Here is a 25325-nt window from a genome sequence, read left to right as displayed (position 1 = left end):
TTTCGCCTAGTCGCTATTCCGCAGCCTTGCCGTGGCTGTGCTCAGGATTGTCCCGGGGCGGCTGCGAGCCGGATGATCCTGTCTCTCCCCTGTGTACCTTTTCACGCAGCCCCTGCACGATTTTGAAGAAAATGGGCACCAGCAGTGTGCCCGCGATACACGCCATGATGGTGCCTCCCATCACGGCCGTTCCCAGGGATACCCGGCTGGCTGCGCCGGCGCCGGAAGCGATGACCAGCGGAATGGTTCCTACCACGAAGGAGAGGGTGGTCATGATGACGGGGCGGAAGCGCAGTTTTGCTGCGGTTATTGTCGAGTCGTGCAGTGACAGTCTCTCCACTTCCCTCTGTGTTTTCCCAAATTCCACGATCAGAATTGCCGTTTTCGCCGCCAGGGCGACCAGCAGCACCAGGCCAATCTGGCCGTACAGGCTGAGGGGTTCCTTTGCGATGAGCAGTGCGGCGATGGCGCCGACGATGGCAATCGGTACCGACAGGATGATCGCAAACGGCGTCATAAAGGATTCGTAAAGGGCAGCCAGGAACAGGAAGGTAAATATCAGTGAGAGTACCAGGGCGATGGTGGATGCATTGCCGGCTTTGCGCTCTTCATAGCTGGAATCGGACCAGTCGTATTTAAAGCCGTCGGGTAGTGTTTCCCTGGCCACGCGTTCGAGCGCATCCATGGCATCGCCAGAGCTGAATCCCCCGGCGGCGTTGGGGCCGCCGCTGATCTTGGCGGCATCATAGGTGTTGTAGCGCTTGAGGGTAACGGCGCCCAGGACCGGTTTGGTACTCAGGATGGCCGGTAGCGGTATCGGTTCGCCTTTGTTGTTGGTGATATAGATTTTTTCCAGGTCGCGTTCCTGTTGCCGGAATCTGGATTCGGCCTGCACCATGACCTTGAAGGTCTTGTTGTACAGGTTGAAGTCGTTGACATAGATGGCGCCGAGCTGGGTCTGGAGGGTGAGGAAGATATCGCTGATTTTTACACCCAGGGTCTTGGCTTTTACGCGGTCGATACCCAGCCGGATCTGGGGCGAGCCGGCTTTGAATATTGAGAAGGCGCGGGCAATTTCAGGCTGTTCGGTGGCGGCTGCGGAGAAGTCCTGAACTACCTTGAACAGTTCCTGCGCACCGACGCCCTGGGTGTCTTCCAGCATGAAGGAGAATCCGGCCATGGTTCCGAGGCCGGGAATGGCGGGTGCACCGAACACCAGAATCTGCGCTTCGGGCAACTGGGCGAATTGTGCCTGGTATTTTTGTTGCAGCGCCTGCTGTGAAACATCCGGTGACTTGCGTTCGTGCCAGGGTTTGAGTTTGGCAATCACCATGCCGGCATTCGATTGCAGCATCACATTGAGCAGGCTGAAACCATTTACCGAAAGCACTTTGTCGACGGCTGGGTCTTGCATCAGGGTTTCATTAATCTGGTCGATTACGCTCTCGGTGCGCGCCAGTGCCGCCGCCTCAGGCAGTTGGACATCCACCATAAAGTACCCTTTGTCTTCATCGGGAATGAAGCTTTTGGGTACGGACTGGAATAGTAAAAAGAGGCAGGCGAACAGGCCGGCAATGATGACGAGACTGAGCAGTATATGGCGCGCGAGCCAGTCCACGATTTTAAGATAACCGCTGGCTACTTTTTCAAAGCCCCAGTTGAACCCGCGGATCACTACGTTGGGTTTGCTGTGGCCTTCCTTCAATACGGTAGAGCAGAGTGCCGGGCTCAATGTCAGTGCGTTGATCATGGAGATCAGTACGGCCACGGTAATGGTGGTGCCGAACTGCCCGAACATGCGACCAGTCATGCCCGGCAGCAGCATCGTCGGCCCGAATACCGCGAGCAGCACCATTGATGTGGCAACAATGGGGCCCGATACCTCTTGCATGGCTTTGGCCGTGGCGGCGCGCTTGTCCAGGCCTTCTTCGTGCATGATGCGCTCGACATCCTCAACGACAATGATGGCATCATCGACGACCACCCCAATGGCAAGAATCAGGCCGAACAGGGTGACCGTATTGATGGTCATTCCCATGGCGTAGAGGACGCCGAGAGTGCCGATAATGGACACGGGTACTGCGAGGGTGGGGACCAGGGCGGCGCGTACATTGCCGAGAAAAAGGTAGGTTACGATGATGACCAGAATGATCGTTGCGATCAGGGTGAAAATCGTTTCTTCGAGGGATACCGCGATAAACTCGGTGGTGTCATGACCAATGACCGCCTCAACACCTTCGGGAAAATATTGCGAAAGTTCTTCTACTTTGGCTTTTACGTTTTCGGCAACCTCCAATGCATTGGCGTCCGACAATTTGTAAATCGCCAATAGCACGCCGGGGCCATTGTTGTATTCACCATAGCCTTTGTAAATCTGGGCTCCCAGTTCCACCCGTGCAATATCCTTCACGCGGATGACGCCACCTCTTTCATCGGCGCGCAGCACGATTTCCCCGAACTCTTCTTCCGAAGTCAGACGACCTTTGGTAGTGAGTACATATTGGAACTGGGTGGAGTCGGGCGATGGTGGGGAGCCCAGTTGCCCAACGGCTGCCTGAATATTCTGTTCCTGTATTGCCCCGAGTACTTCCGGTACGGAAATCTCGAGGTTGGCCATTTTCACCGGATCCAGCCAGATCCGCATACCGTAATCCAGCGGGCCGATGATTTTGGCTTCACCGACACCGGGTACCCGCGCCAGTTCATTGAGCAAATTCAGTGAGGCGAAGTTGGACAGAAAGACGCCGTCAAATCGCTCATCCGGGGAAAACAGGTTCACCACCATCAGCATGTCGGACGAGCGCTTGCGAACCTTGATACCGCGCTTCAGCACTTCCGGAGGCAGGGATGGCTCCGCCAGTGCCACCCGGTTTTGTACATCCACCTGCGCCATGTCGTCATCGGTGTTCATGTCAAACGTCATGAACAGCGTGTAGGTGCCATCGCTGCCGGAATTGGAGGTCATGTAGACCATGCCTTCTGCACCGTTCACCTGCTCTTCAATGGGGATGGCAACGGCGTTTTTTACGGTCTCGGCATCGGCACCCGGGTAGGTGGCAACCACGGAAATTTTGGGTGCGGCAATGTCCGGGTACTGATCCACCGGCATGACGATAGCGGCAAGCGCGCCCATAAAGGTGATCAATATGGCGATCACAAAAGCAAAGCGCGGGCGGCGGATAAACAGGTGGCTGTCACTGCTCACGGTTTAACAGTCCGTGCTACTTGCCGGTGTCATAGGGGGTGTAGACATCCCCCGGCTGGTTCTGCTGCCGTATTTCCATGGTCGACCTCTGGTATTCCTGGAAGGCTTCCCGCTCCCTGCGGAGCTGTTCGCGCAGCGAGTGGGGTGCCGGGCGCAGGTTTGGTGGCGTGGGGTCTTCGAGCTGCTCGATTTTGACGGGCGTGACTTCAACGGCATCGCCCGGGCTCACTTTCTGTAGTCCTTCCACCAGTACCCTGTCGCCCACTTTGAGGCCTTTGGGTACCGCCCAGTTGGCGCCGATACGCATGCCCACTTCAATATTGGCCCGCTTGACCTTGCTGTCTTTATCCAGCAGGTAGACAAAGTGGCCCTGCTGGTCCTGGGAAACCGCCTTCTGTGGAATGACGATGCGTTCCACTTCTTCCAGAAGCTTGCCGTGCAGGGTGACATTTTCTTCGGGCAACAGCAGGCCGTCCGGATTGTGGAACAGGATGCGGGCGGCAACCGTGCCGCGGGTGGCCGCAGCCGTGGCGTCCCAGGAGAAAAATTCCCCTTTGAATGGGTACACGGTGTCGCCCGGCAGCACGATGTAAAGCTCCATGTTCGGGATGGCGCGGCCCTGTTGCTTCAGCTTTTCGATTGCGCCGTAGAACTCGTTGTAGGCTTTCTGGCCAATATGGGCGAGGACATACACCGGGTCGACTTTGACGAGTTGGGTAATCGGCACCGAGTTGGGGAGGATGAAAAAGTCACCCACCGCGTAGTTGGGGTGGCCTACGCGCCCGGAAAAGGGCGCGACGATCGAGGTGTGGGACAGGTCCTGCCTGGCCTGTTGTAGTGCGGTCTGGGCGGTGTTGAGCTGGGCTTCTGCCGCCTGCATGGCGGATTTTGCAGTGTCGAAGTCTTTTGCCGAAATGTATCCCTGTGGCCTCAGGTTTCTGGCGCGGTCAAAGTTGGCCTTCGTCTGCTCGTAAGTGGACATGGCTTCCGCGATGCTGGACTCCGCCGTGGCCACTTTGGTTTCGAAGGGGTAGGGGTCGAGCCTTACGAGTTCTTCGCCTTGCTTGAAATACTTCCCCGGTGCGATGTTCTGGTAGAGGATCCTTGAAGCGACCAGGGGGAAAATCTGCGCGGTCTCTACGGCTTCTACCACGGCGGGCACTTCAAAGCTGGGTCTGAAGCGCATGCGCTGGGCTTCAACCACCTCCACTTTTTTCGGTGGCGGTGCCGGTTTGGCAGCTTCTTTTTCCCCGCAGCCAAGCGGCAGCAGGCAGGCTGCGACAACAAGATTCCGCCAGCGAAGAAGGTTACGAAGAGTTTGGTACATCATTTCCCGCAACTTGAGTGAATAGACCTATCTTCCTTAATCCTAGAGGGCTGGGTGGCAGCTGGCGAAGGACGGGCCAATTGTTGGCGCGAAATTAATGTAGCTCGTTATATTTGATCCTTTTGAGACTGTTCTTTCCGATGGATTTACCGGTTGTAGTGCACCGGTACCTCAAGGGTTTCTTTCACCTGTTCCATCACCACATAGCTGGTGCATTCCTGTACTTCCGGCAGGGTCAGCAGTGTTTCTCCGTAAAACTTCCGGTAAGCGCTCATATCCGCCACCCGGGCCTTGATCAGGTAGTCGAAACTCCCGGACACCAGATAGCACTCCTGTACCTCTGGCAGTTCCGATACCGCACTGCGGAAGGCTTCAAAAGCGTCCTGTGCCGAGCGGTTGAGTCGAATCTGTACGAACACCACCAGCGCGGCGTCGAGGTACTCGGGGTTGATCAGGGCGGTGTAGCCCTGGATTACCCCGTCGGACTCCATTTTCTTGACCCGCTCGACACAGGGGGTGGCGGTAAGGCCGACCTGGCGAGCGAGCTCGGCGTAGCTGGTGCGACCGTTTTTTTGCAGTACGCGGAGGATATTGCGGTCGATGGTACTGAGTTCGCTGGCGCGTCTTTTCATTGGTTTAACTCACTCCGTGGTCGGTCGGCACTCGGTAATCTGCGGGCGCTGAATGCACCTGCAGATCACCGACTGGGCGGGCTTGACTTGTCCGTGGCACAAAATTTGGTCTCGAATGGCTGAAAAACGTACTCTGAGCCACATTGCTAGTGGATTCCACTAATCATATTTAAAAACATGAAGAAATCCACTTGAAATTGCTGCTTATACTGCAGGAATCCAACAAGAGAAGGGGCGCGAAAAGCTGTGCTCAATACAGTTGCGCTCAATACAGAGTATCGAGGAGAAATCGTTATGTTGATCGGTGTCCCAAAAGAGATTAAGAACCACGAGTACCGCATCGGCCTGACTCCAGCGAGCGTTCGCGAGCTGATTGGTAATGGCCATGACGTAATCGTGCAAAAAGACGGCGGTTCTGCCATTGGCTTTACCGACGAAATGTATGAGCAGGCTGGTGCCAAGATCATCGAGAGTGCCGAAGAAATCTTCGCCACCGCCGATATGATCGTAAAGGTGAAAGAGCCCCAGCCTCATGAATGCGAAATGCTGCGCCCGGGCCAGCTGCTGTACACCTACCTGCACCTGGCGCCCGATCCCAAGCAGACTGAACTGCTGGTGAAATCCGGTGCAACCTGTATCGCTTATGAAACCGTAACTGATCGCTTCGGTGGCCTGCCGCTGCTGGCGCCGATGTCTGAAGTTGCCGGCCGCATGTCTGTACAGTGTGGCGCACACCACCTGGAAAAAGCCCAAGGCGGCCTTGGCGTGCTGCTGGGCGGCGTGCCGGGCGTAGCACCGGCCAAAGTACTGATTATCGGCGGTGGTGTCGTAGGTACCCAAGCGGCCAAGATGGCGCTGGGTATGGGTGCCGACGTGACCATTCTGGATCGCTCCCTGCCGCGTCTGCGTCAGCTGGACGATATCTTCGGTGGCGCGGTACGCACCGAGTACTCCACCAACGATGCCATCGAGTCCCACGCACTGGCGGCAGACCTGGTTGTAGGTGCGGTACTGATTCCGGGCGCTGCGGCTCCGAAGCTGCTGACCCGCGACCATATCAGCCGCATGAAGAAGGGCGCTGTGGTTGTGGACGTTGCGATCGACCAGGGTGGTTGTTTCGAAACCTCCAAGGCGACCACTCACCAGGAGCCTACTTACGTTGTTGACGGTGTAGTGCACTACTGTGTAGCGAACATGCCCGGTGGTGTTGCCCGTACTTCCACTATGGCCCTGAACAACGCCACTCTGCCGTTTGCGGTAGCCCTGGCGAACAAAGGTGCCAAACAGGCTCTGCTGGACGACGCTAACCTGCTGGAAGGTCTGAACGTACACGCCGGTATGGTGACTTACAAAGCGGTTGCCGATGTACTGGGCTACGAGTACGTAGATCCCAAGCTGGCCCTGCAGAAATCTGCAGTGGAATCTGATGTAGCTGCTTAAAAGCCATTGCTTTTGAGTAGCAGAACTGAATTTTATCAGTTCTCTTCCGGGGCTACCCCAAGCCCCGCTCTGTGAGACCCGGCAGTGTCTTCTACTGCCTTTGCAGCCGCGCTTTTTAGCGCGGCTTTTTTATGGGCGACAGAAATAGGTTTGTGGGCGGTAGAAGTAGGGCTGCCAGTTAGCTTGCCGGAAAAAGCCGGCTGAGCAGCACTGGCAGTGCGGTTTCTACCCGCAGAATTCTCGGCCCAAGGTGTACCGATTCAAAACCGGCTTCCTGCAGTTTTTCCACCTCGTAGGGGATAAAGCCACCTTCGGGGCCCACTGCCAGGGTGGTTTGCTGCTGAATGTCTATCGGGCAGGCGGAGGTGGTTACCGGGTGCGCTACCAGCTTGAGGGAGTCGCGGGCGAGTTCCGGCAGTTCATCTTCGACGAAGGGTTTGAAGCGCTTGCGTAATTCAATCTGCGGCATGGCGGTGTCGACTGCTTGTTCCAGTCCCAGCAGGCACTGCTCGCGCAGTTTGTCTTCGGCGAGCCAGGGGCTTTGCCAGTAGGATTTTTCTACCCGGTAGGCGTTAATCAGATACAGTTTTTTTACCCCCAGGGCAGTGGCGTGCTGAATGGTGCGCTTGAGCATTTTCGGCCGCGGAAGCGCCAGCAGCAGGGTAAGCGGCAGCCCGGGTGGTGGACTGCGGTGCAGGCTTACCTTGAGGGTGATGTGCCGCTCGCCGCGCTCAATGACCTCGCCATCGCCAATGTCGCCGTTGATCAAGCCGACTTTCATGGTGTCGCCGACCTGGGCGCGGTGGACTTCCGCAATGTGCTGAAATCGGCGGTCTTCCAGGCGGGCAATAATGGGAGCGGGTTCGGGCGTGTTGCTCGGCAACGGCGAGTTGGAGGAAAGACTGCCCGGCGCAAAGTCTGTCGGGCTTAGCAGTATCAGGTTCATGGCAGCTTAGCGTTTGGCGCTGGCAACGGCACCCTTGCCGATGCCCTCGTAAGCGCGCACCTGTATGTGTTTGCCGGGGTGATCCGAAGCGAGGACATCGGCGATGTACTGGGCCAGCTGTTCGACGGTGGTGTCGCAATCCAGCAGTTCGCAGCGCTCTGCAGGGATGCTGAGTGCAAACTGTCCCTGGCGGGCGCTGTAGGCAAAGCGCAGTAGCTGGCCGTCTTGCGCCAGCAGGTCTTCCCGGGTGCCCAGATAAATATCGGCCCAGCGTGTCGCCCACAGGGATTCCAGTTCACGGCTGCGCTCGCCGTCTACATCAATACGAATACGGGAGCGGTGGCCGTGGGCAATGCGTTGGCAGTTGCCGTCGTGTTTTTTCAGGCCGTGGCTGTAGTGGTAAAAGGGGGTATCGATGACTTCACTGATGAAGTCGAGACTCAGCTGGTCCACGCTGGTGGGGAAAATGCCGTCCAGTTGCTGCACACACCACTTTGCAACCGACGCCGGGGTGATCTCGTCTGCGGTTACCAGCGCAAAGGCTTGGGAGGGGCCGCTGACCGTAATGGTGTCGCCATTGCCGAGCTTCCAGTCCAGTTCCACCCGGTCGCCACTCTGTTGCAGGGTCAGCCCCGGGGCGAGGGTGGGGACCAGCAGGCGGTGATCCAGCTCGGTATCCAGCCAATTGCGCAGGGTCTTTTTGACGATGCCAAAGTCACACACCATGCCCTGGTGATCCAGGGCGCCGTCCAGTGCAGCATTGGCGAGCCAGGTTTCACCAACGATACCGCGGGTCTGGTGGAGGTAACTGAAGTCCACGTTGGTGAGGCTGTCGACAAACAGGTGCATAGGTTTTCCGGCTAGAAATTGGCTGAAAAGTAAGTGAATGCCCGGATTCGGGCGCGGCACAGTATAGCTTTTTGGCGTTGTAAATTGTGGCCCTGTTACAGGGATTTTGCTGAGGGTTCTTTCCTCAAGTAAATCGAGCAGAAATTGGGGGTGGCACCTGGCGCCTGGAGTCTCTATAATCGCGCCCTCTTCGAGTGCAGCCGGCTTCTCATTTTGAGTTGCAGTGCTAATCTGATTGCTCGAAGCGTTGTGGCGGCCCTTCCGGTCTCCTCGCAATGATCAGCTGTGAACCCCGCCAGGCCCGGAAGGGAGCAACGGTAGCAGTGACATCATGTGCCGGGGGTGTGCTGGTTGGGCTGCCTCCAATCTCTTCCTTCCTCTTCTATTTTTATCGCTCTTCCGCTCTTCGTTTGTTTTCCGTTTCCATAAATTTCCGAACGCCGTCTGTTCATTTGTCGATTTTGTCTGAATTCTGAGCACTCCGTATCTGGGCTGCTTACATCGCTTTGCTTCAGTTTCGAAATTTTTGCCCAAATAAAGCGGGATACGGGGAATATTGTGCCGATGTGCCTGGGGGATCCCCTGCAGCATCTCGGCAGCGGGAAACCATGTGCTATAAATCGCGACAGTTCCTTTTTTTCTTTTTGCCCGGTTTCGGGTGCCGCTCACCAGATAATTCGAAAAATTGACCAGAGGATGTCGATGAAAAATCTAGCATGGGTAATTGCCGCCGCCACTTTGGCTCTGGCGGGCTGTGATGGTGGAAACAACCAGTCAGAGTCAGCGAAGGGCGCGGCGCCATCATCTGCCGAAGCAGTTTCCTATGGTGCGGATACCACTGCTGCCGGCACGGTGGCGCAAGCCGACAGCGCCAGCGGCACCCTCGATGCGCAAGACGCCAAGGCATTTCTCGATAGTGCGCAGGCGCGGCTGGAGAAAATTGCCGAAGAGGTGAGCCATGCCAGTTGGCTCGCATCAACCTATATCAATGTCGACTCTCAATATACAGAGGCACTGGCGGTCGAGCGCTATACCTCACTGGCGGTTGAGCTGGCCCAGCAGGCGGCAAAATTTGACGACGTCAAACTGGACCCGGAAACCCGGCGCATGCTCACCATGCTGAAGCAGGGGTTGGTATTTCCTTCGCCGAACGACCCCAAGTTGACGGCGGAGCTGGCGCAGATCGGCTCAAAAATGCAGGGAATGTATGGCGCAGGCAAGTATTGTCCGGGCCAGAAAACGGGTGATGATGAGCCGGCCGGTGATGGCGAAGAAACCTGCTACACCCTGACGGAAATGGGCCAGAAGATGGCCAACAGCCGCGATCCCAAGTTGCTGAAAGAACTGTGGGTGGGGTGGCGCAAGGTATCTCCGCCGATGAAGCCACTGTACGAACGCCAGGTCGAGATCGGCAATGCCGGGGCCAAGGAGCTGGGGTATGACAATCTCAGTGTAATGTGGCGCTCTAAATACGATATGCCTGCCGATGCCTTTGCTACGGATATGGACAACCAGTGGAGCAAGGTAAAACCCCTGTATGAAGCGCTGCACTGTCACGTGCGCGCCAAACTGAACGAGCACTACGGTGATGATGTGGCGCCGGCTTCGGGCAAAATCCCCGCGCACCTCCTCGGTAATATGTGGGCACAGGAGTGGGGCAATATTTACGATATCGTCAAAGACGACGATATGGAGGCGCCTTACGACCTCACCCAGCTGGTGGTGGATTCCGGCATGAGTGAGAAGGATATGGTGAAGGTTGGGGAAAAGTTCTTTACTTCCCTGGGCTTCAAGCCGCTGCCGAAAACCTTCTGGGAGCGTTCGCAGTTCGTGCAACCTCGCGACCGCGATGTGGTCTGCCATGCCAGTGCGTGGAACCTAGATGGTAAAGACGATATCCGCATCAAGATGTGTATCAACAAAACCGGTGAAGACCTGATCACGGTGCATCACGAGTTGGGGCACAATTTTTACCAGCGCATCTACAACGATCAGCCGTTTCTCTACAAAGAGGGAGCCAATGACGGTTTCCACGAAGCGGTTGGCGATACCATCGCGCTTTCCATCACACCGAAATACCTGAAGGAAATCGGGCTGATGGATGAAATTCCCGGTGAAGAAAAAGACCTGGGTTACCTGATGCAGCAGGCACTGGACAAGATTGCCTTCCTGCCATTTGGCCTGCTGGTGGACAAGTGGCGCTGGCAGGTATTCAACGGTGAAGTAGCGCCGGGGGATTACAACAAAGCCTGGTGGAAACTGCGGGAGGAATACCAGGGAATTCAGGCGCCGGTTGAGCGTTCCGAGGCCAACTTCGATCCGGGTGCCAAATACCATATCCCCGGCAATACCCCGTACGCGCGCTATTTCCTGGCCCGTATCCAGCAGTTCCAGTTCCATCGCGCGCTGTGTGACGCAGCCGGTGAAACAGGACCACTACACCGCTGTTCCATCTTCAAGAATCAGGCCGCCGGAAAAAAACTGCGTGACATGCTGGCGATGGGTGCGAGCAAACCCTGGCCGGATGCCATGGAAGCCCTGACCGGCCAGCGCGAACTGGATGCCTCGGCCATCGTGGATTATTTCCAGCCCCTGATGGTGTACCTGCAGGAGCAGAACAAGGATCGCGAGTGCGGCTGGTAGGTGGTACTTGATAGGTGGTACGTGGTAAGCGGCACCTGGTTAGCGACACTCGGGAAGCTGTCAGGTGCGGCCAGTTGATTGGTTTTGGCTATGGGCTGGATATGGAGGGGCAATTTTGAATTGCCCTGCGTGAGCTTATCATGACGATCAGTGGCCGTTTTATCGATGCCGTAAAACACAGCATATTTTTACGGCAGCTCTTGAAAACGTAGGATAAGGCGGCATTAAAAGTTCTGAACCCTAGCAAAAAGAGGTTGCGAATGAGCGATATTGATATCGGTATTGGTGCCAAGGACCGCGAAACGGTCGCCAAAAGTCTGAAGAAGCTGTTGGCAGATTCCTACACCCTGTATTTGCAAACGCACAACTTTCACTGGAATGTGACCGGGCGACTGTTTCGGGAACTGCACCTGATGTTTGAAGAGCAGTACACCGAGCTGGCGACCGCCGTGGACGATATTGCCGAGCGAATCCGCACCCTGGATGTTGTCGCCCCGGGTACCTACAAAGCCTTTGCTGAGCTGAGCTCCATCAAAGAGGTAGAGGACGTTCCGGCTGCTGAGGAAATGGTGCGTATCCTGACCCAGGGGCATGAAGCGGTAGTGAAAACTTGCCGCGAAGCGCTCAAGGCCGCTCAGGAAGCCGATGACGAATCCTCGGTGGCGCTGGTGTCGGACCGTATGCGGGTCCATGAGAAAACCGCCTGGATGCTGCGGGCCACTACCCAGTAATAACGTATCTGACCGCGTATAAAACCGGCCCCGTGCCGGTTTTATTTTGCCCTTAGCTTTCGTTTTATGTTGTTCCCTGTTTTTCTCCTGACTCTCTACCTTCTGACTCTCTACCTTCTGACCCTCTTCCTCCTGGCTCTCTCCCGCATTTCTTCCATCGTACCCCCGTTATTTTCTGCGCCAGATTGACGTATTTCGCTCGCGGCGGCTTGCAAATAACTACTGTGTACTGCACAGTAAATACTGTGTGTGACACAGTATGCATATCAGCTTGGGGCGTAGATGACGAAAGCACCGGAAAAACTCGACAGGCTGGTAATGGAAGTGCGGCGAGGGGCCTTGACCCTCGCGGTGCTGTTGGCATTGCGGGAGCCGCACTACGGCTACTCCCTGCGCAAGGGTTTGCTTGCAAAGGGACTGGAAATTGATGAAGGCACTCTCTATCCACTGCTGAGGCGGCTGGAAGATCAGGGGCTATTGCGCAGTGAGTGGCAGCAGGAAGATGGGCGCAAGCGACGCTTTTATCAGATCGATGCCGGGGGGGAAATCGCCCTCGCGGAAATGCAAAGTGAATGGCAAAGCCTGAATGATGTAATCGGACAACTCGCGGAGAAAGACTGATGGATTGGTTGCAGCGCTACGTGGAAAACGTCAAAACCTATTTGCCGGCTCGATTGCGGGAGGATGTGGGCAGCGAATTGTATTCGGGGCTGCAGGACCAGTGCGATGAGCTGGCGGATCGCCTGGGACGTGCACCTACCGAGCAGGAAGTCTTGGCGCTGTTGCAGGAACGCGGGCATCCGATGGCGGTGGCGGCGGCTTATCAACCTCGGCGCACCCTGGTCAGCGAGCCGCTATTTCCCTTGTATTTACAAGTGTTGAAATGGACCCTGCTAATACTTGCCGTGGTCAGCGCGGTGGGAGTGGTGGCGTCCCTGTATGGCCAGGAAACCCCCAGTTTACTCAAGGCGGTCATTGGTTGGCTGGCCGGCGTCTACGAAGGGGCGATTCACGCTTTCGCCTGGGTGACTCTGGTGTTTTACCTCGCTGGCGAGGGTCTCGGTTATCGCAAAGTCTTTGCCCGCTGGAACCCGCGCTCGCTGCCGAGAATTGTAAACACCGGTAACCGGGTTCCGCGCTTTGATTCTGCGGTGGAGTTTGTTGTCACCTTGTTGGCGATGGCGTGGTTGAACGACCTGTGGCGATTGCCCGGCGCAGACGGTGGGTCGTCACTGGTGTTGTCGCCAGCGCTGGGCGCCATGTTGCCCTGGCTGAATATTGCCCTTGGCCTGAGTGTGATTACATCACTGGTCAAATTGTTCGCGCCTTTTTGGACGCGCAACCGTCTGCTGATCGACGCGGCGCTGAATAGTTACTGGTTATTGCTGCTGGCGATGCTGTTGCGGGTCTATCCGCCGTTCTCCATCGAGTGGCGCAGTGGCGATTTCTGGCAGCCGGAGCAGGGTGCCTGGCAGGTTTCGGTGGGCATCGTGATCGCCATTACTGCCTGGGATCTACTGGGTAATCTGCGGGGGTTAATTCGCGCGCGTATAGCGAGTTAAGCGCCGGTGGCGGCAGTTGCCGTGGTGGTGGTTGTTCTAGTCGGCGCTATCGATGGATTTACCCGTGGACAGCGCCAGGAATGCCTGAGCTGGGGTCGAGAGGGCGCCGATACTTTTGGTCAAAACGCCCACTTCGTGCGCCACGATGGGCGCTGATAGCGGGCGGCAGATCAGCCCGTAAGATTCCATCTGTGCCCTGCATAAACTGGGGACTGCACTGACACCGAGACCGGACTGCACCAAACGCCCGATGGTGCTGAGCTGATTGGCTTCACACAATAGCCGCGGTTTGGCCCCCGGGTCCAGGGCCTGAGCAAACGCGGCATCGGTCCAGCGCCGTACCGCGGAACCGCGGTTCATGGCGATAAACGGTTCTGCCCCCAATTCCTGCCAACGCACTTCCTTGCGTTTACCCTGTTTGTGCCCGGCCGGAAGCACCGCAACAAAACGGTCTGTGGCGATAGGGTGAAATACCAGGTTGCCGAGATCATCTGGCCGAAAGCTGAACCCCAATTCCGCGCGCCCCTCCTGTACTGCATTTACTACCCGTTCCATCACAATGTCTTCCAGCACGATATTGATGGCGGGGTGCTGCCGGTGAAATTCACGCAGTAAATCGGGGAGCTGATTCATGGCGAAGGCGGGGATGGCGGCGAGAGAAAGCTGTCCCTGTTGCAGCTGGAAGCGCTGCTGCACGGCATCCAGGGTGTTGTCCCAGTTGTGGAGTAGCTGTTGTGCGCGGTCCACAAACTGCGCGCCCTCCGGCGTCAGCACCAGCTGGCGGCCGTCGCGACTGAACAGGGCGCCCCCGAGAGACTCTTCCAGGCTGCGGACAGCAATGGAGATGGCGGGCTGGGAGACGTGCAGCTGGGCACTGGCCTCCGCCAGACTCTGGGTTCTGGCGACCGCCACAAAGGCGCGCAGCTGCTTGACGGTGGTGCTCATGTGTGGGGGCTGGCTCTTGATGAATGTTAAGTAAAATTTAACATTGGTTAATAAGTTTAAAATAGTCTTAAGTGTTAGACCAAGGCATGATTGTTCGCAGTGCGTTAAGGCCAATAATGGCTAGTATCCAAAATAAATGGCAAAGCACCGCTCGTAGAGAGTTCTGGTAAAGAGTTACAGACGGTGCCTTCAGCAGAGAGAGTCAGCATCCATGAGCAATCCCGCGCAGCCCCTGTGGCAACCCAGCCCCGAAGCGATCGCCGCTACTCAGGTGGATCAGTTCCGCCGTCTGGTCAATGAGAATCACCAGCAGACGCTGGCGGACTATCCGGCGCTGTATCAGTGGTCTGTTGAAAACCGGGAGGCCTTCTGGGGGCAGCTGTGGGATTTCGGAGAAGTGATTGCCAGTGAGCGCGGCGAGCGCGTGCTGGGTAAGGATGTGATGCCGGGCGCCGAATGGTTTCCCGATGCGCGCCTGAACTTTGCGGAAAACCTGCTGCGCTATCGCGACGACAAGATCGCCTTGGTGGAGCGGCTGGAAAATGGTCGTCGTCGACAGCTCAGTTACGCTGAGCTGTTTGCAAAAACCGAGCAGTTGGCTTCGGCGCTGGCTGGTGCCGGCGTGGGTAAAGGTGACCGGGTTGCGGGCTTTATGCCCAATGTCATGGATACCGTGGTGGCCATGCTGGCAACCGCCAGCCTTGGCGCCGTGTGGACTTCCTGCTCTCCGGACTTTGGCATCAATGGTGTGCTGGACCGCTTTGGGCAGGTGGAGCCGAAAGTGCTGTTTGCCTGCGAGGGCTACTTTTACAACGGCAAGACCATCGATTCGCTGCCGCGACTGCAGCAGATCGTGGAACAGATCAGTTCCATATCCCAACTGGTAGTGGTGCCCGTTGCGCGGAGTGCTGAGCAGACTGCGGACGATATTGCCGGGCTGGATCGCGCAGTCACGCTGGACGCGTTTGTGGGCGCGGCACCGGAGCGGGCGCTCACCTTTGAGCAAACGGAATTCAATCACCCCCTCTATATCATGTACTCCTCCGGCACCACTGGCGTGCCCAAGTGCATCGTGCATGGTGTTGGCGGCACCCTGTTGCAACACCTGAAAGAGCACCGCCTGCATACGGATATTTCCCGCGACGATACCCTGTTTTACTTCACCACCTGTGGCTGGATGATGTGGAACTGGTTGGTGAGTGGTCTCGCCTGTGGTGCCACCCTGGTGCTTTACGATGGCTCACCGTTTTATCCGGCGGCCCAGTGCCTATGGGATATGGCGGACGAAGAGGAAATCAGTGTTTTTGGCACCAGTGCTAAATACATTGCCGCGCTGGAAAAAGCGGGCTGCAAACCGCGGGAAAGCCATAAGCTCAACCGTCTGCGCGCGGTGTTGTCCACCGGCTCCCCTCTGGCCCATGAAGGTTTCCGCTATGTGTACCGGGATGTGAAGGCCGATGTCTGTCTGTCGTCCATTTCTGGAGGCACGGATATCATTTCCTGCTTTGCCCTGGGTAACCCTGCGTTACCGGTATATCCCGGAGAGTTGCAGTGCCGCGGCTTGGGAATGGCGGTGGAAGTGTGGAATGATGACGGCAAGCCGGTGCAAGAGGAAAAAGGTGAGCTGGTCTGTGCCAGTTCCTTCCCGTGTATGCCGATCGGCTTCTGGAATGATCCCGACGGCAGTAAATACCAAGGGGCTTATTTCGACAGTTGGCCCGGTGTCTGGGCCCACGGCGATTACGCGGAAATCACAGAGCACGGCGGGGTGATCATCTATGGCCGTTCCGACGCCGTACTGAACCCGGGCGGTGTGCGTATCGGCACTGCGGAAATCTATCGCCAGGTGGAGAAGGTCGAGGAAGTGCTGGACAGTATCTGTATCGGGCAGGATTGGCGGGATGACGTCCGGGTGGTGTTGTTTGTGGTGCTGCGTGAGGGCGTGACACTTGACGACGAACTGATCCAGAAGATTCGCACCACAATTCGCGCCAATACCACGCCGCGTCATGTTCCCGCCAAAGTGATCCAGGTACGGGATATTCCGCGTACTATCAGCGGTAAGATTGTCGAGTTGGCGGTGCGCAATGTGGTGCACGGCAAGCCGGTGAAGAATCAGGAGGCCCTGGCCAATCCAGAGGCGCTGACGTTGTTCGAAAACCTGCCGGAGCTGTCCGGCGAGTGACTTTGTGACGGCGCTGCATTGTCGGCGCTGCATAGAGGGTGCTGTATTGAAGCCCTAATTAAAGCCCCACAGGTAACCATTCATCGATCCTGGGGGCTGACATGCTGAAGGCCGGAGCGAGTGATCGCCCGGCCTTTTATCCGCTTCCCCTGACTAGTCGCTTTTGTTAGCCGTCCGTTCTCCGCGGTCTATTGCAGGGGTTCAATCGACCTCCTGCTATCTACTGGTTTATATCTACTGGCTCAGTCGAGCCTGCTCTTCATCCATTTTGCGCAACGCCATTCGGGTAAAGTAACCGCCCATCAGGCATACAAAGCCAATGATGCCGAGGCTGAGCAGGCCAGAAAAACTGGTGAAAAGGTCGATCATTGCATCCATGGTTGCCTCCGGGCTTTGTCTGCAGCGGGCACCTGAGCGGGTCCCGAGGGTTTGTCATTTCCGGTTGTCTTTCACTGAGCTCAGTGTAAAGTGGCGCGCCCTGGGACCCTTGATCCAGATCAAGGGTGGCGACGAATGATGCGCTATGCCGCGCCAGCCAATCTGCGCTACCCTGTGGGTAATAAGATTTCTCAGTTCCTGTTTTAAACCGACGGCCGCAAACCAATAATTTCTAACCAATAACGTCACGGAAGATCAGCATGATTACATATCTGTATTGGGCCGCAGTCATTGCGCTGGTGGTGTTATGCCTGTTCGCCGGCAGCCGGCTGGGCAGCCTGGGCAAAGGCGCGATTGTCGCCGCCATCATCTTTCTCGCGGGTTGGCTCGCCTATTACTTCCACTTTGAGCAGGTGTTCGTAAAACGCTTTGGCGGTGTGATGCGGATCTCGGTGCCGGAGGGGCACAGGCATCTGGGGTCTACCTGGAAGGACGACAATCTCTGGGTTGAAAACTACGATCCGCGGACGAATGAGTGCATCTTCAGTGAGTATTCCAAGGGCAACCTGCTGGAAGGCCGGGTGATTATCAAGAACTGCAATCCGCTGATGGAGCGGGCTGGTAACCCGGCGGTGCCGCCACGCTAGTGATCAATGGGTGGCAGCCCTTGTGATTCGTCAGTAAATCACCGGTGTGGGCAGGGCAGAGCACCGTTTTTAAGTGTTGGGTGTAAAGACGGGTAAAGTTCACACTCCCCCGGCAACTTTCACCGATGTTCAGCATCGCAGTAGTGAAGATTGGCAAACGGATTTTGGTCTTGCACGATTCTCGTTTCGCTCCCAGAGCAAAATTTTTCTCCTTACTTATCGTCGCATTGCTGGCAGCGCCCGTGCTGCTGTGGCCGCAATCCGGCTTCGCGCTGCCGTTTTTTGACAAACTGCCCAAGTTCAAAGTGCGAGTCTCCGAAAACAAGGAACTGCAGAATTGGCTGCGGGACAAGCTCGGTGAACAGCGTAAATCCAGCAGTGTGTTGAAGTCCTACGACGATCCTCTCGATGTTGCCCGCTATGAGCGCGGCACTCTGGAGAAACTGCTCCGTTCTCGCGGTTACTACGACGGCCGGGTGCGTCAGTCGGTTACCGATGGCGAGATCGAATACAGGGTGGTGCCCGGCCCTGTTTATCGCATCAAGGCACTGGATGTGAATATGCCGCCGCGGGTGAAAGGTGGCTTTCCCGGCGTGGGGCTGAAGGTCGGAGATCCGTTGGAGGCCGAGAAGGTCACCGAGGGCGTCAAGCGCATTGAAAGCTACCTGGCGGACAACGCCTGCCTGCTGAATGTCGATGTGGATTACCAGGCAACGGTCATTCACAGCGAGCAGGCGGCCAAGCTGGAATACCGGGTCGCGAACAGCCCTGAAGTGCACATCGGGCAGGTCCACGTGCAGGGCCTGTCGACGGTGGATGAAGACTTTCTGCGCAAGCGACTGAAAATACAGCCCGGGGACTGCTTTAACCGCAGCAAGTTGGACGCGGCCAAGCTGCGACTGTTGCGCACCAACCTGATTGCCGGCGCCAACGCCGAAGTGTCGGATCCTGAGTCGGGTATTGTCGATATCACCTTCACGGTCATCGAACGCAAGCATCGCACCATCCGCCTCGGGGTCGGTTACACCTCCGATGATGGCGGCGGTATTGCCGCAGGCTGGGAGCACCGCAATATTCTCGGTCGTGGCGAAAAAATCGAAGTCGAGACTCGGGTTTACGAGGCCAAGCAGTCCCTGAAGGGCGAACTGCGGGTGCCGAGATTCTTCCGCGATGATCAGGAATTTTCCGCCACAGCGGAAGCCTCCAATGAAGAGCGCGACGCCTACGATGCGGACTCGGTGACCGTTGGTGGCATCATTTCCCGGCACCACACCAAGCACCGGACATTCAGTGTCGGCAGTGAGCTGAAGTTCAGTAAGGTGCAGGAAGAGGGCGAGGAGAGTGAAAACTATAACCTGTTGTCCTTTCCCCTCGGCATCAAGATCGATACCACCGACAACCTGCTGGATGCCCGGCGCGGCGCGACCGTTGCGATGGAAGTGAAGCCGTACTTTGACCTGCGCAGCAGTGGCACCCAGTTCACCAAAAATACCCTGGTAATGACCGGTTACCATACCTTCGATGAGGTTCGTTTCGACCCGACCCTGGCGCTGCGTATCAAAGCGGGTGTGATCAGCGGTGCAGACAACCTGGAAATTCCTGCGGACGAGCGATATTACGCCGGCGGTGGCGGTTCTGTGCGTGGTTATGCTTATCAGGCACTCGGGCCCCGACGCCTGATTCCGTCGACGGTTGCCGGTGAGCCGCCCACCCTGTCGGACCCCATCGGCGGGCGCGGCTTGAGTGAAATTTCTTTTGAGGGACGTTTCCGGTTTACCGAATCCTGGGGCGGTGTCCTCTTTGTGGATGGCGGCAACGCCTACGCCGACCCGCAACCCAGTTTTGACGACTTGTACTGGGGGGCAGGTTTCGGGGTGCGCTATATCACCTCCTTTGCCCCGGTGCGGTTCGATATCGGTTTCCCGCTGGAAAGGCGCGAAGACGTCAATGACAGCGCCTATCAGATTTATGTGAGCCTGGGGCAGGCGTTCTGATATGCAGCGTGAGTCACCAGCCAACCCTTCTCATCCGAATACCGGGCCTCGCAAGCGCCGGCTCCGTGCGCCTCGCCTGGCCCTGTACGCCGTAATCCTGCTGTTGCCATTGTTACTGGCAATTTTTCTGCTGGGGTCCGAGGGCGGCCGCGAGGCCTTGACCCGCGGTGGACTTTCCATTGCCCGGTATTATTTGCCGGATCTGGACATCACCGCGGAAGGGCTGCGCAGTCCCGAACTCGGGCGCTGGTATTTCGAGTTGTTGCGGGTGCGCTACAAGGAGCAGCCCCTGGCAGAAGCGCGCAAGCTCACTGTCCATGTGGATTTGCAGCGCCTGTGGCGCAATCAGATCCATATGCCTGAGCTGAGTGCCGATTCGCTGCTGTTTGATAACACCGTGCTGGGGGAATACCTCCAGGCGCATGTAACCGAAGAAGAAGTGGAAGATGCCGCGGAAGAAGTCGACGATGCCACCATGCCGGCCATTTGGGTTGAGCGTTTATCTGTTGGCCAACTTACGGTAATCGACCAGGGACTGAACGGCTTTCCTCAGGTATCGGTCAATGGGCACGGCAGCTACCGCTGGCCGGACCGGGAATCGGAATTGTCGCTGAAGGTCGCAGAAGTGCAGGGCAAGCAGCTGCGCATACAGCTGGATGGCAGCATGCTGGATCAGGACAATTACCGGCTGACCCTCTCTGCCGATGAGCAGCCCGGTGGCTTCCTCGGCAAGATGCTGCAGTTACCTGAAGGCGAGCGCCTGGATGCAGATGGCCAGCTGTTGGTCAAACTGACTGGCGAGAACCAGTTACACCTTGCGATTGAGCGATTCACCCTGCCACTGGTGCACCATAGCTTCGGTCTCAGCGGCCGTACGGATGTGGTGCTGTCTCCCTGGTCCGTGGCAACGGACGACCTGGTGCTGACGGTGGACGATAGCCGCAACACCGTCAGCGGCAATATCAATGGCGAGGAAATGGCATTGCAGCTGCAGCTGAATAAACTGCCGCTCGCCATTTCCCAGCCCTGGCAGGACTACCTGCAGGGTGGTTGGCTGTCGGCGGATCTGGATATCCAGGGGCCACTGAAACAGCCCAGTGCCAACGGTAGCCTGGAACTGCGGTCCAGCTACCAGCAGCAACCACTTCACCTTACCGGGGAAGTGGAAACGCTCGCCGATGATATTCATATCCGCACCGCGCGTTTGAAACTGGCCGACACACAGCTGGATGTCAGCGGCAGTGTGGATATCGGTGGTGAGTCCATTGACCTCAAAGGGCTTGTGGAACAGCTGTCGCTGGCGGAAATCCGAAAAATACTCGCCGCCCTGGAAGAAACCCGGGAAGTGGAGATACCCGCAGAGCTGGATGGCACCATTGAGCGGTTGCAGGTTACTGCGGCTGGCCCCTGGGCTAATCCGAAGCTGACCGTACAGCTGGCCAGTGATGTGCAATACCAGGAACTGGAAACCCGGCTCGAAGGGCAGGCTGCGGGTGACCTGAAGAGGTTTGCCATCAGCCATCTGCTGCTCGAGGGGGAGAACCTGAGAGTTGGTGGTAGCGGCGAAATCAATATCGAGGGCAAAGCCCTGCAGTTTCAACTGGATGTCGCCGCGCGGGGATTCGAGCCGGAGCAGTTCGGTGTACCGGTGGATCCCGGCACCACGGTAGATCTGGATGCGGTGGTTTCGGTCAAGGGGCCGTGGGATAACCCGAAAATGTCCGCGCGCCTGTCTTCGGACGGTCGCTACCGCGAGTACCGCTATCGCCTGCGTGGTGGCGCCGCCGGAAACGCCGAACAACTGACTTTCGATCGCCTGCGGCTGGATCTGTACACCGGTACCGCAGCCGCAGCCGAGGCGGCGCCAGAGGGGGACCGCTCACTGGTTCCCGATGAAGTCGTTGATCCCGGCCAGGATTACCCGCTGGCGCAGTCCCGCGAACGCGTGGCTGGAACCGGAGCCCTGGCGCTCGACGCCGAGCAGGCCCGCGAGCGCGGCAACGCCTGGTTGGAACTGAATGGTGTGGTTGAACCAAAGGCACAGCGCGCCAATGGCAGTATCGCCGCGCGCAATATTCCCATCCGCATGGCAACACTTGCCGGGGTGTCACTGCCACCGTCGCTGATGGGGGAAATCAGTATCGACGGCCAATTCTCCGGCCCGTTCAAATCGCCGCAAGCCAGTGCCAATATCCTGGGTAGCGGCGAATTCCGCGGCGAACCCTGGCACGTGCAGGGCGACGTGAGTTACGGCAGTGCGCAAGTGATGCTGTCGGAAGTCAAACTGTTGTGGGCCAACCGCAACCAGCTGACCGCCGACGGCAGCCTGAGTGAACAGGCGCTGGATCTGGAGGTGCGGGCGCAAGCGGTACTGGCGGACTTTGAGGAGTGGATCAACGCCGATATCAGTGACAGTGGCGAGCTCAGTCTGTGGGCGACCGCCAAGGGAACGCCCCGGGAACCTGACCTGGCCGGGGAGCTGAAAGTTCTGGGCCGGGCCCCGGCGCTGCGCGACGATGCACTGGTGCAATCTCCGCTGACGTTGTTGCTCGAGTGGCAAACCCGCGCTGGCAGTTTGGAGGCCAATCTGGATGCCAGCCACGGTAGCCGCAGTGCGGCGGATGCCCGGGCAACTTTGGCGATCGCCCCCATTCTGGAGCAGCTATTCCGGGAAAAACCAGAAGGGGAGGAGCTGCCGCCGATGCCGGTGGATCTGGATGCGACCGGCACCGCGGATCTGGCGGCGCTGGGTGCATTCTTCGACCCGGAAATTCACACCATGCGCGGGCGCCTGGATTTCAATCTGCGAGCCGATGGCACCAGTGTCGCACCCAACGCCCGCGGCAAGATCCAGTTGCAAGAGGGTTACTACGAGCACCGCCCCAGTAACACCCGTTTGCGCAAAGTGGTGTTTGTGGGGGAATTGACGCCAGATGCCTGGCGTATCGTGGAAGCGAGTGCCAGGGATAGTGATCGCGGGCGGGTGGACCTTGAAGGCGCGGTTACCTTCAACGCGCCGCAGCCGCCCAGCCTGAACTTTTCTCTTACCGCGAAGAAGGCGCACCTGTTGAATATGCCTGGCGCCAAGGGAGCCTTCAGCGGTGAAATTCGTCTTACTGGTACCACCGACGACGCCCTGCTTGCCGGCTCGCTCAACCTGCGACCACTGGCGGTACAGGTCGAGCATTTTATCGGTAGCAGCGTGCCGGAAATCGACGTGATAGAGGTGGAGATGGACAGCGGTGAGCGGGATATGGGACCGCCATTGATGGAACATATTCGCCTGGCGCTGGAAGTCGTACTGGATCAGCAATCTTACGTGCGCGGGCTCGGGCTCGATTCAGAGCTCAAGGGCAAGGTGGAGATTGCCGGCACCGCAGCCGATCCCCAGGCCTCCGGAACCCTGACCATCGTGCGTGGCAAATTCGACCTGTTGGGTAAAAAGTTCGACCTGCAGGACGGGCAGGTGCAGTTCGAGAACAACGTAGCGGCCATCTACGTGAAGGGGGTGCACACCTATGCCGAGGGGGAGATTACCGCGGAGATTTCCGGCACGACCGACGACCCAAAAATCGAGTTCAGTTCCAACCCCGCCGCCGCCCAGGATGAAATTTTCGCCCAGCTGTTGTTCGGCAAATCCCTGACGGATATTTCCCCGTTACAGGCGGTGCGCCTGGTCAGCGTGGTACGCACCCTGCAAACCGGCAATACCGGGTTTGATCCGCTGGCCAGCACCCGTGACCTGGTCGGGCTGGATACTCTGGACTTTGAGTCTGAGGCCACCGATGAAGGAGACCAATATTCTCTCAGCCTGGGGAAATACATCACCAGCCGTATCTACCTGGAGCTGCAGCGTAGTACAGACCCTCTGAACCCCTGGCAGGCGGAGATGCAGATAGAGTTACGTAAAAATTTGCGCCTGGATATCAAATCGTCTGAGAACAACGAAAGCGGCGGCGGAAGTGTCGAATTGCAGTGGAAGAAGGATTATTGACCGACTATAAAAACTGAACACTATTAAAAATGATGGGAGCAATCGAAATGGAATATTCAATTGTGATTCTGGCCGCCGGTTACTCTCATCGATTTGGCAGCGATAAACGCCTGGCCAGTATCCAGGGCGAACCCATGTTGCTGCGCACACTCCAGACCGCCCTGGAAGCCGCGTCCAGTCTTGAAGATACCCAGGTCCAAGTAGTATTGCGCGCCCGTGATCCGGTCATCGGCAACGGTCTTAGCAATTTTCCCGTACAAGTTCTGCACGCACCGGTCTGGCCGGTAGGAATTGGCGCCAGCCTGGCATCGTCCGTGGAACAGATGCAGCGACAGGGGGCCAATCCCAAAGCGGTGCTGGTCTGCCTGGGGGATATGCCTTTTGTCGAACCTGAAACACTGGTGACCCTACTGCAGTCCGCGGAAGAAGATCGCATCTGTGTGCCCGTCTGTGCCGGAACCCGCGGTTACCCGATCGCCATAGGGCGGCGTTTCCTGTCAGCGCTCTCGCGCCTGCGCAGAACCGGGGTGGAAAAGGTGCTGCGTATCTACAGCGATGCGGTCATCGATGTTGAAGTGGCGGACCCCGCGATCAATTGCGACATCAACCGCCCGGACGACTTCCACGCAGCAGTGCGGCAGGATCTGTTCGGTAAAATTTTTGCATCTCCCGATACAGTACCGGGTGAGCCGCTTCCATCGCCGTTGGAATAACAAAATAGGCCTCCGTCGCCACCGCAAAAAACTCTGCCGGGGACTGGGCACCGTAGGTATCCAGAACCGAGGGCTTCTCTACTGACAGCGCGTCTGTAGCTGGTGAACTCGCTGTTTCACCATGCAGGGCGTGAATCCTCTGCCGCAACTCCGCAAATGCCTCCCGCATCACCGGAGCCCAATTCTTCCCATCCGCACTGTTTTCAAATGGTGGTCGTCCGTCCACATAGCCGTCCTCTTCATCCAGCTTGTGCGCAAATTCGTGAATCGCCACATTGTGCCCCTGCTCGGGATGGGCAAGCCCCTGTCGAAGGTCGTCCCAGGAAAGTACCACCGGACCGCGGTAATGGGCCTCGCCCGCACGGGCGCTCAGGTGCGTGGATTGCACATGCCCCTGGTGGCGGGTTTCCTGCGCGACATAGGCATCGGGGTAGACCAGCACCGTTTGCAGGTCGGGATAGCAATTGTTGACCCGTTGTAACAGCAGCAGGCAGGCGTGAGCGGCAATTACCACCCGGATCTCTTCGGTAATGACCTGCCCATTGCAGCCGACAAACTCCTTATCCCGCAGAAACAGGCTGATGTTCTGTGCCAGCACCTGTTGCTGCTCCTTAGGCAGATAGGAATAGAGCGCCAGCCGGGATTTAAGGATGGAGTACTGTTCCGCGGTCAGCTGGCGGCTGCGCAAATACTGCCGTCGCCAGCGTTGCCACAAAATAGGCACTACCCAAACCAGAACCGCGAGCAGGATCACGGCGAGAAAAGTCTTCAATACGATATTCCTTGTTTGCTAACAGGGTTTGCTTTCAGGGTTTGCTTACATGCCGCGATATCACGATTACACGATTTTGCCTGACACTGCCGGACTTTTAGTTTTGCATGGTAGAGACTCGAGGTCGCCCAGTGTAGTGCCAATGTTGACGTCGAGTCAGATTCTGCGACCATATTCGCCGCGCCCGTCAGGTGGGACTCAATAAAAATGACTGTGGCTGAACTATTTTCGGCCGTTTTTGGGTTAGTTTTTGGGTTAGTTTTTGGGATAGTTTTTGGGATAGTTTTTGGGAATAGGGGTGGGGTATGGATACATCGGCAGCGACGCGGCAATTTGGCGCAGACGAAACACACAGGACGAGC

At 57.4% G+C, this 25325-nt stretch carries 18 protein-coding genes and 1 other RNA gene; 11 read left to right on the top strand and 8 right to left on the bottom strand.

Annotation, left to right across the window (positions count from 1 at the left end):
• Positions 1–13 precede the first annotated feature (13 nt).
• From M0G74_RS09890 to M0G74_RS09880, 3 genes are all read right to left on the bottom strand, one after another.
• Entirely contained in the window at positions 14–3205 is a 3192-nt protein-coding gene (locus M0G74_RS09890) for a multidrug efflux RND transporter permease subunit (protein ID WP_248216418.1), read from the bottom strand.
• 16 nt (positions 3206–3221) lie between these two features.
• A complete protein-coding gene (locus M0G74_RS09885; protein ID WP_248216417.1) occupies positions 3222–4535 on the bottom strand; it encodes an efflux RND transporter periplasmic adaptor subunit in 1314 nt (437 codons plus the stop codon).
• A 143-nt stretch (positions 4536–4678) separates the two neighbouring features.
• Positions 4679–5164: an Lrp/AsnC ligand binding domain-containing protein gene (locus tag M0G74_RS09880; protein ID WP_160154004.1), complete on the bottom strand. Its 486-nt coding sequence runs from the start codon at positions 5162–5164 to the stop codon at positions 4679–4681.
• A 294-nt stretch (positions 5165–5458) separates the two neighbouring features.
• On the opposite strand from M0G74_RS09880, the gene ald reads away from it, so the two are divergent.
• The gene (gene ald, locus M0G74_RS09875; protein ID WP_160154003.1) at positions 5459–6604 is read left to right on the top strand and encodes an alanine dehydrogenase; all 1146 of its coding nucleotides are present in this window, start codon (positions 5459–5461) and stop codon (positions 6602–6604) included.
• A 178-nt stretch (positions 6605–6782) separates the two neighbouring features.
• Here ald and M0G74_RS09870 read toward each other — a convergent pair whose 3' ends face one another.
• Both M0G74_RS09870 and M0G74_RS09865 read right to left on the bottom strand, forming a co-directional pair.
• The gene (locus tag M0G74_RS09870) at positions 6783–7550 is read right to left on the bottom strand and encodes a 16S rRNA (uracil(1498)-N(3))-methyltransferase (protein WP_248216416.1); all 768 of its coding nucleotides are present in this window, start codon (positions 7548–7550) and stop codon (positions 6783–6785) included.
• A 6-nt stretch (positions 7551–7556) separates the two neighbouring features.
• Positions 7557–8399 (bottom strand): 6-carboxytetrahydropterin synthase, encoded by an 843-nt coding sequence (locus M0G74_RS09865; protein ID WP_248216415.1) that lies wholly within the window; start codon positions 8397–8399, stop codon positions 7557–7559.
• A 259-nt stretch (positions 8400–8658) separates the two neighbouring features.
• Here M0G74_RS09865 and ffs point away from each other — a divergent pair.
• The 5 genes from ffs (at position 8659) to M0G74_RS09840 (ending at position 13335) form a co-directional block, all read left to right on the top strand.
• Positions 8659–8755, top strand: an RNA gene (gene ffs, locus M0G74_RS09860) — signal recognition particle sRNA small type.
• Positions 8756–9101: 346 nt separating this feature from the next.
• Positions 9102–11042, top strand: a complete 1941-nt coding sequence (locus M0G74_RS09855; RefSeq protein WP_248216414.1) for a M2 family metallopeptidase — start codon at positions 9102–9104, stop codon at positions 11040–11042.
• 260 nt (positions 11043–11302) lie between these two features.
• Positions 11303–11773 carry a Dps family protein gene (locus M0G74_RS09850; protein ID WP_160154000.1) on the top strand — a complete coding sequence of 157 codons (471 nt, stop codon included), beginning with the start codon at positions 11303–11305 and terminating at the stop codon, positions 11771–11773.
• A 282-nt stretch (positions 11774–12055) separates the two neighbouring features.
• Positions 12056–12394, top strand: a complete 339-nt coding sequence (locus M0G74_RS09845; RefSeq protein ID WP_248216413.1) for a helix-turn-helix transcriptional regulator — start codon at positions 12056–12058, stop codon at positions 12392–12394.
• Positions 12394–13335: a hypothetical protein gene (locus tag M0G74_RS09840; RefSeq protein ID WP_248216412.1), complete on the top strand. Its 942-nt coding sequence runs from the start codon at positions 12394–12396 to the stop codon at positions 13333–13335. Before M0G74_RS09845 ends, M0G74_RS09840 begins: the two co-directional genes overlap by 1 nt.
• A 36-nt stretch (positions 13336–13371) precedes the next feature.
• Here M0G74_RS09840 and M0G74_RS09835 read toward each other — a convergent pair whose 3' ends face one another.
• On the bottom strand, positions 13372–14280 hold the full coding sequence (locus M0G74_RS09835) for a LysR family transcriptional regulator (protein WP_248216411.1): 909 nt from the start codon (positions 14278–14280) through the stop codon (positions 13372–13374).
• Positions 14281–14491: 211 nt separating this feature from the next.
• On the opposite strand from M0G74_RS09835, the gene M0G74_RS09830 reads away from it, so the two are divergent.
• Positions 14492–16465, top strand: coding sequence for an acetoacetate--CoA ligase (locus M0G74_RS09830; protein ID WP_248216410.1), 1974 nt, complete (start codon positions 14492–14494; stop codon positions 16463–16465).
• Positions 16466–16699: 234 nt separating this feature from the next.
• On the opposite strand, the gene M0G74_RS09825 is transcribed toward M0G74_RS09830, so the two are convergent.
• Complete coding sequence (locus M0G74_RS09825; RefSeq protein WP_201276828.1) at positions 16700–16843, bottom strand: DUF3149 domain-containing protein; 144 nt, start codon at positions 16841–16843, stop codon at positions 16700–16702.
• A gap of 260 nt (positions 16844–17103) precedes the next feature.
• Between M0G74_RS09825 and M0G74_RS09820 the strand changes: the two genes are divergently transcribed.
• The 4 genes from M0G74_RS09820 to M0G74_RS09805 all read left to right on the top strand — a co-directional run bounded on the left by M0G74_RS09820 (position 17104) and on the right by M0G74_RS09805 (position 24191).
• Positions 17104–17490 (top strand): hypothetical protein, encoded by a 387-nt coding sequence (locus tag M0G74_RS09820; protein WP_160153995.1) that lies wholly within the window; start codon positions 17104–17106, stop codon positions 17488–17490.
• Between the two features lie 170 nt (positions 17491–17660).
• Positions 17661–19484 (top strand): BamA/TamA family outer membrane protein, encoded by a 1824-nt coding sequence (locus tag M0G74_RS09815; protein WP_248216409.1) that lies wholly within the window; start codon positions 17661–17663, stop codon positions 19482–19484.
• A gap of 1 nt (position 19485) precedes the next feature.
• Positions 19486–23478 carry a translocation/assembly module TamB gene (locus M0G74_RS09810; RefSeq protein ID WP_248216408.1) on the top strand — a complete coding sequence of 1331 codons (3993 nt, stop codon included), beginning with the start codon at positions 19486–19488 and terminating at the stop codon, positions 23476–23478.
• 47 nt (positions 23479–23525) lie between these two features.
• Positions 23526–24191 carry a nucleotidyltransferase family protein gene (locus M0G74_RS09805; RefSeq protein WP_248216407.1) on the top strand — a complete coding sequence of 222 codons (666 nt, stop codon included), beginning with the start codon at positions 23526–23528 and terminating at the stop codon, positions 24189–24191.
• Here the strand turns inward: M0G74_RS09805 and M0G74_RS09800 are convergent.
• Positions 24082–24963, bottom strand: a complete 882-nt coding sequence (locus M0G74_RS09800) for a M90 family metallopeptidase (protein WP_248216406.1) — start codon at positions 24961–24963, stop codon at positions 24082–24084. The genes M0G74_RS09805 and M0G74_RS09800 overlap by 110 nt on opposite strands.
• Between the last annotated feature and the right edge of the window lie 362 nt (positions 24964–25325).

This window comes from Microbulbifer sp. CAU 1566, assembly GCF_023156515.1.
Taxonomy (GTDB): Bacteria; Pseudomonadota; Gammaproteobacteria; order Pseudomonadales; family Cellvibrionaceae; genus Microbulbifer.
The sequence above is the reverse complement of the archived record's forward strand: the minus strand, read 5'-3'. Positions and strand labels throughout refer to the sequence as shown.

What these genes read in the sequence shown, in the direction of transcription:
- M0G74_RS09880 (WP_160154004.1), bottom strand. Translation starts at nt 5,164, where the DNA reads ATGAAAAGACGCGCCAGCGAACTCAGTACCATCGACCGCAATATCCTC.
- M0G74_RS09870 (WP_248216416.1), bottom strand. Translation starts at nt 7,550, where the DNA reads ATGAACCTGATACTGCTAAGCCCGACAGACTTTGCGCCGGGCAGTCTT.
- M0G74_RS09830 (WP_248216410.1), top strand. Translation starts at nt 14,492, where the DNA reads ATGAGCAATCCCGCGCAGCCCCTGTGGCAACCCAGCCCCGAAGCGATC.
- M0G74_RS09845 (WP_248216413.1), top strand. Translation starts at nt 12,056, where the DNA reads ATGACGAAAGCACCGGAAAAACTCGACAGGCTGGTAATGGAAGTGCGG.
- M0G74_RS09820 (WP_160153995.1), top strand. Translation starts at nt 17,104, where the DNA reads ATGATTACATATCTGTATTGGGCCGCAGTCATTGCGCTGGTGGTGTTA.
- M0G74_RS09840 (WP_248216412.1), top strand. Translation starts at nt 12,394, where the DNA reads ATGGATTGGTTGCAGCGCTACGTGGAAAACGTCAAAACCTATTTGCCG.
- M0G74_RS09835 (WP_248216411.1), bottom strand. Translation starts at nt 14,280, where the DNA reads ATGAGCACCACCGTCAAGCAGCTGCGCGCCTTTGTGGCGGTCGCCAGA.
- M0G74_RS09825 (WP_201276828.1), bottom strand. Translation starts at nt 16,843, where the DNA reads ATGGATGCAATGATCGACCTTTTCACCAGTTTTTCTGGCCTGCTCAGC.
- M0G74_RS09855 (WP_248216414.1), top strand. Translation starts at nt 9,102, where the DNA reads ATGAAAAATCTAGCATGGGTAATTGCCGCCGCCACTTTGGCTCTGGCG.
- M0G74_RS09850 (WP_160154000.1), top strand. Translation starts at nt 11,303, where the DNA reads ATGAGCGATATTGATATCGGTATTGGTGCCAAGGACCGCGAAACGGTC.
- M0G74_RS09885 (WP_248216417.1), bottom strand. Translation starts at nt 4,535, where the DNA reads ATGATGTACCAAACTCTTCGTAACCTTCTTCGCTGGCGGAATCTTGTT.
- ald (WP_160154003.1), top strand. Translation starts at nt 5,459, where the DNA reads ATGTTGATCGGTGTCCCAAAAGAGATTAAGAACCACGAGTACCGCATC.
- M0G74_RS09865 (WP_248216415.1), bottom strand. Translation starts at nt 8,399, where the DNA reads ATGCACCTGTTTGTCGACAGCCTCACCAACGTGGACTTCAGTTACCTC.
- M0G74_RS09805 (WP_248216407.1), top strand. Translation starts at nt 23,526, where the DNA reads ATGGAATATTCAATTGTGATTCTGGCCGCCGGTTACTCTCATCGATTT.
- M0G74_RS09810 (WP_248216408.1), top strand. Translation starts at nt 19,486, where the DNA reads ATGCAGCGTGAGTCACCAGCCAACCCTTCTCATCCGAATACCGGGCCT.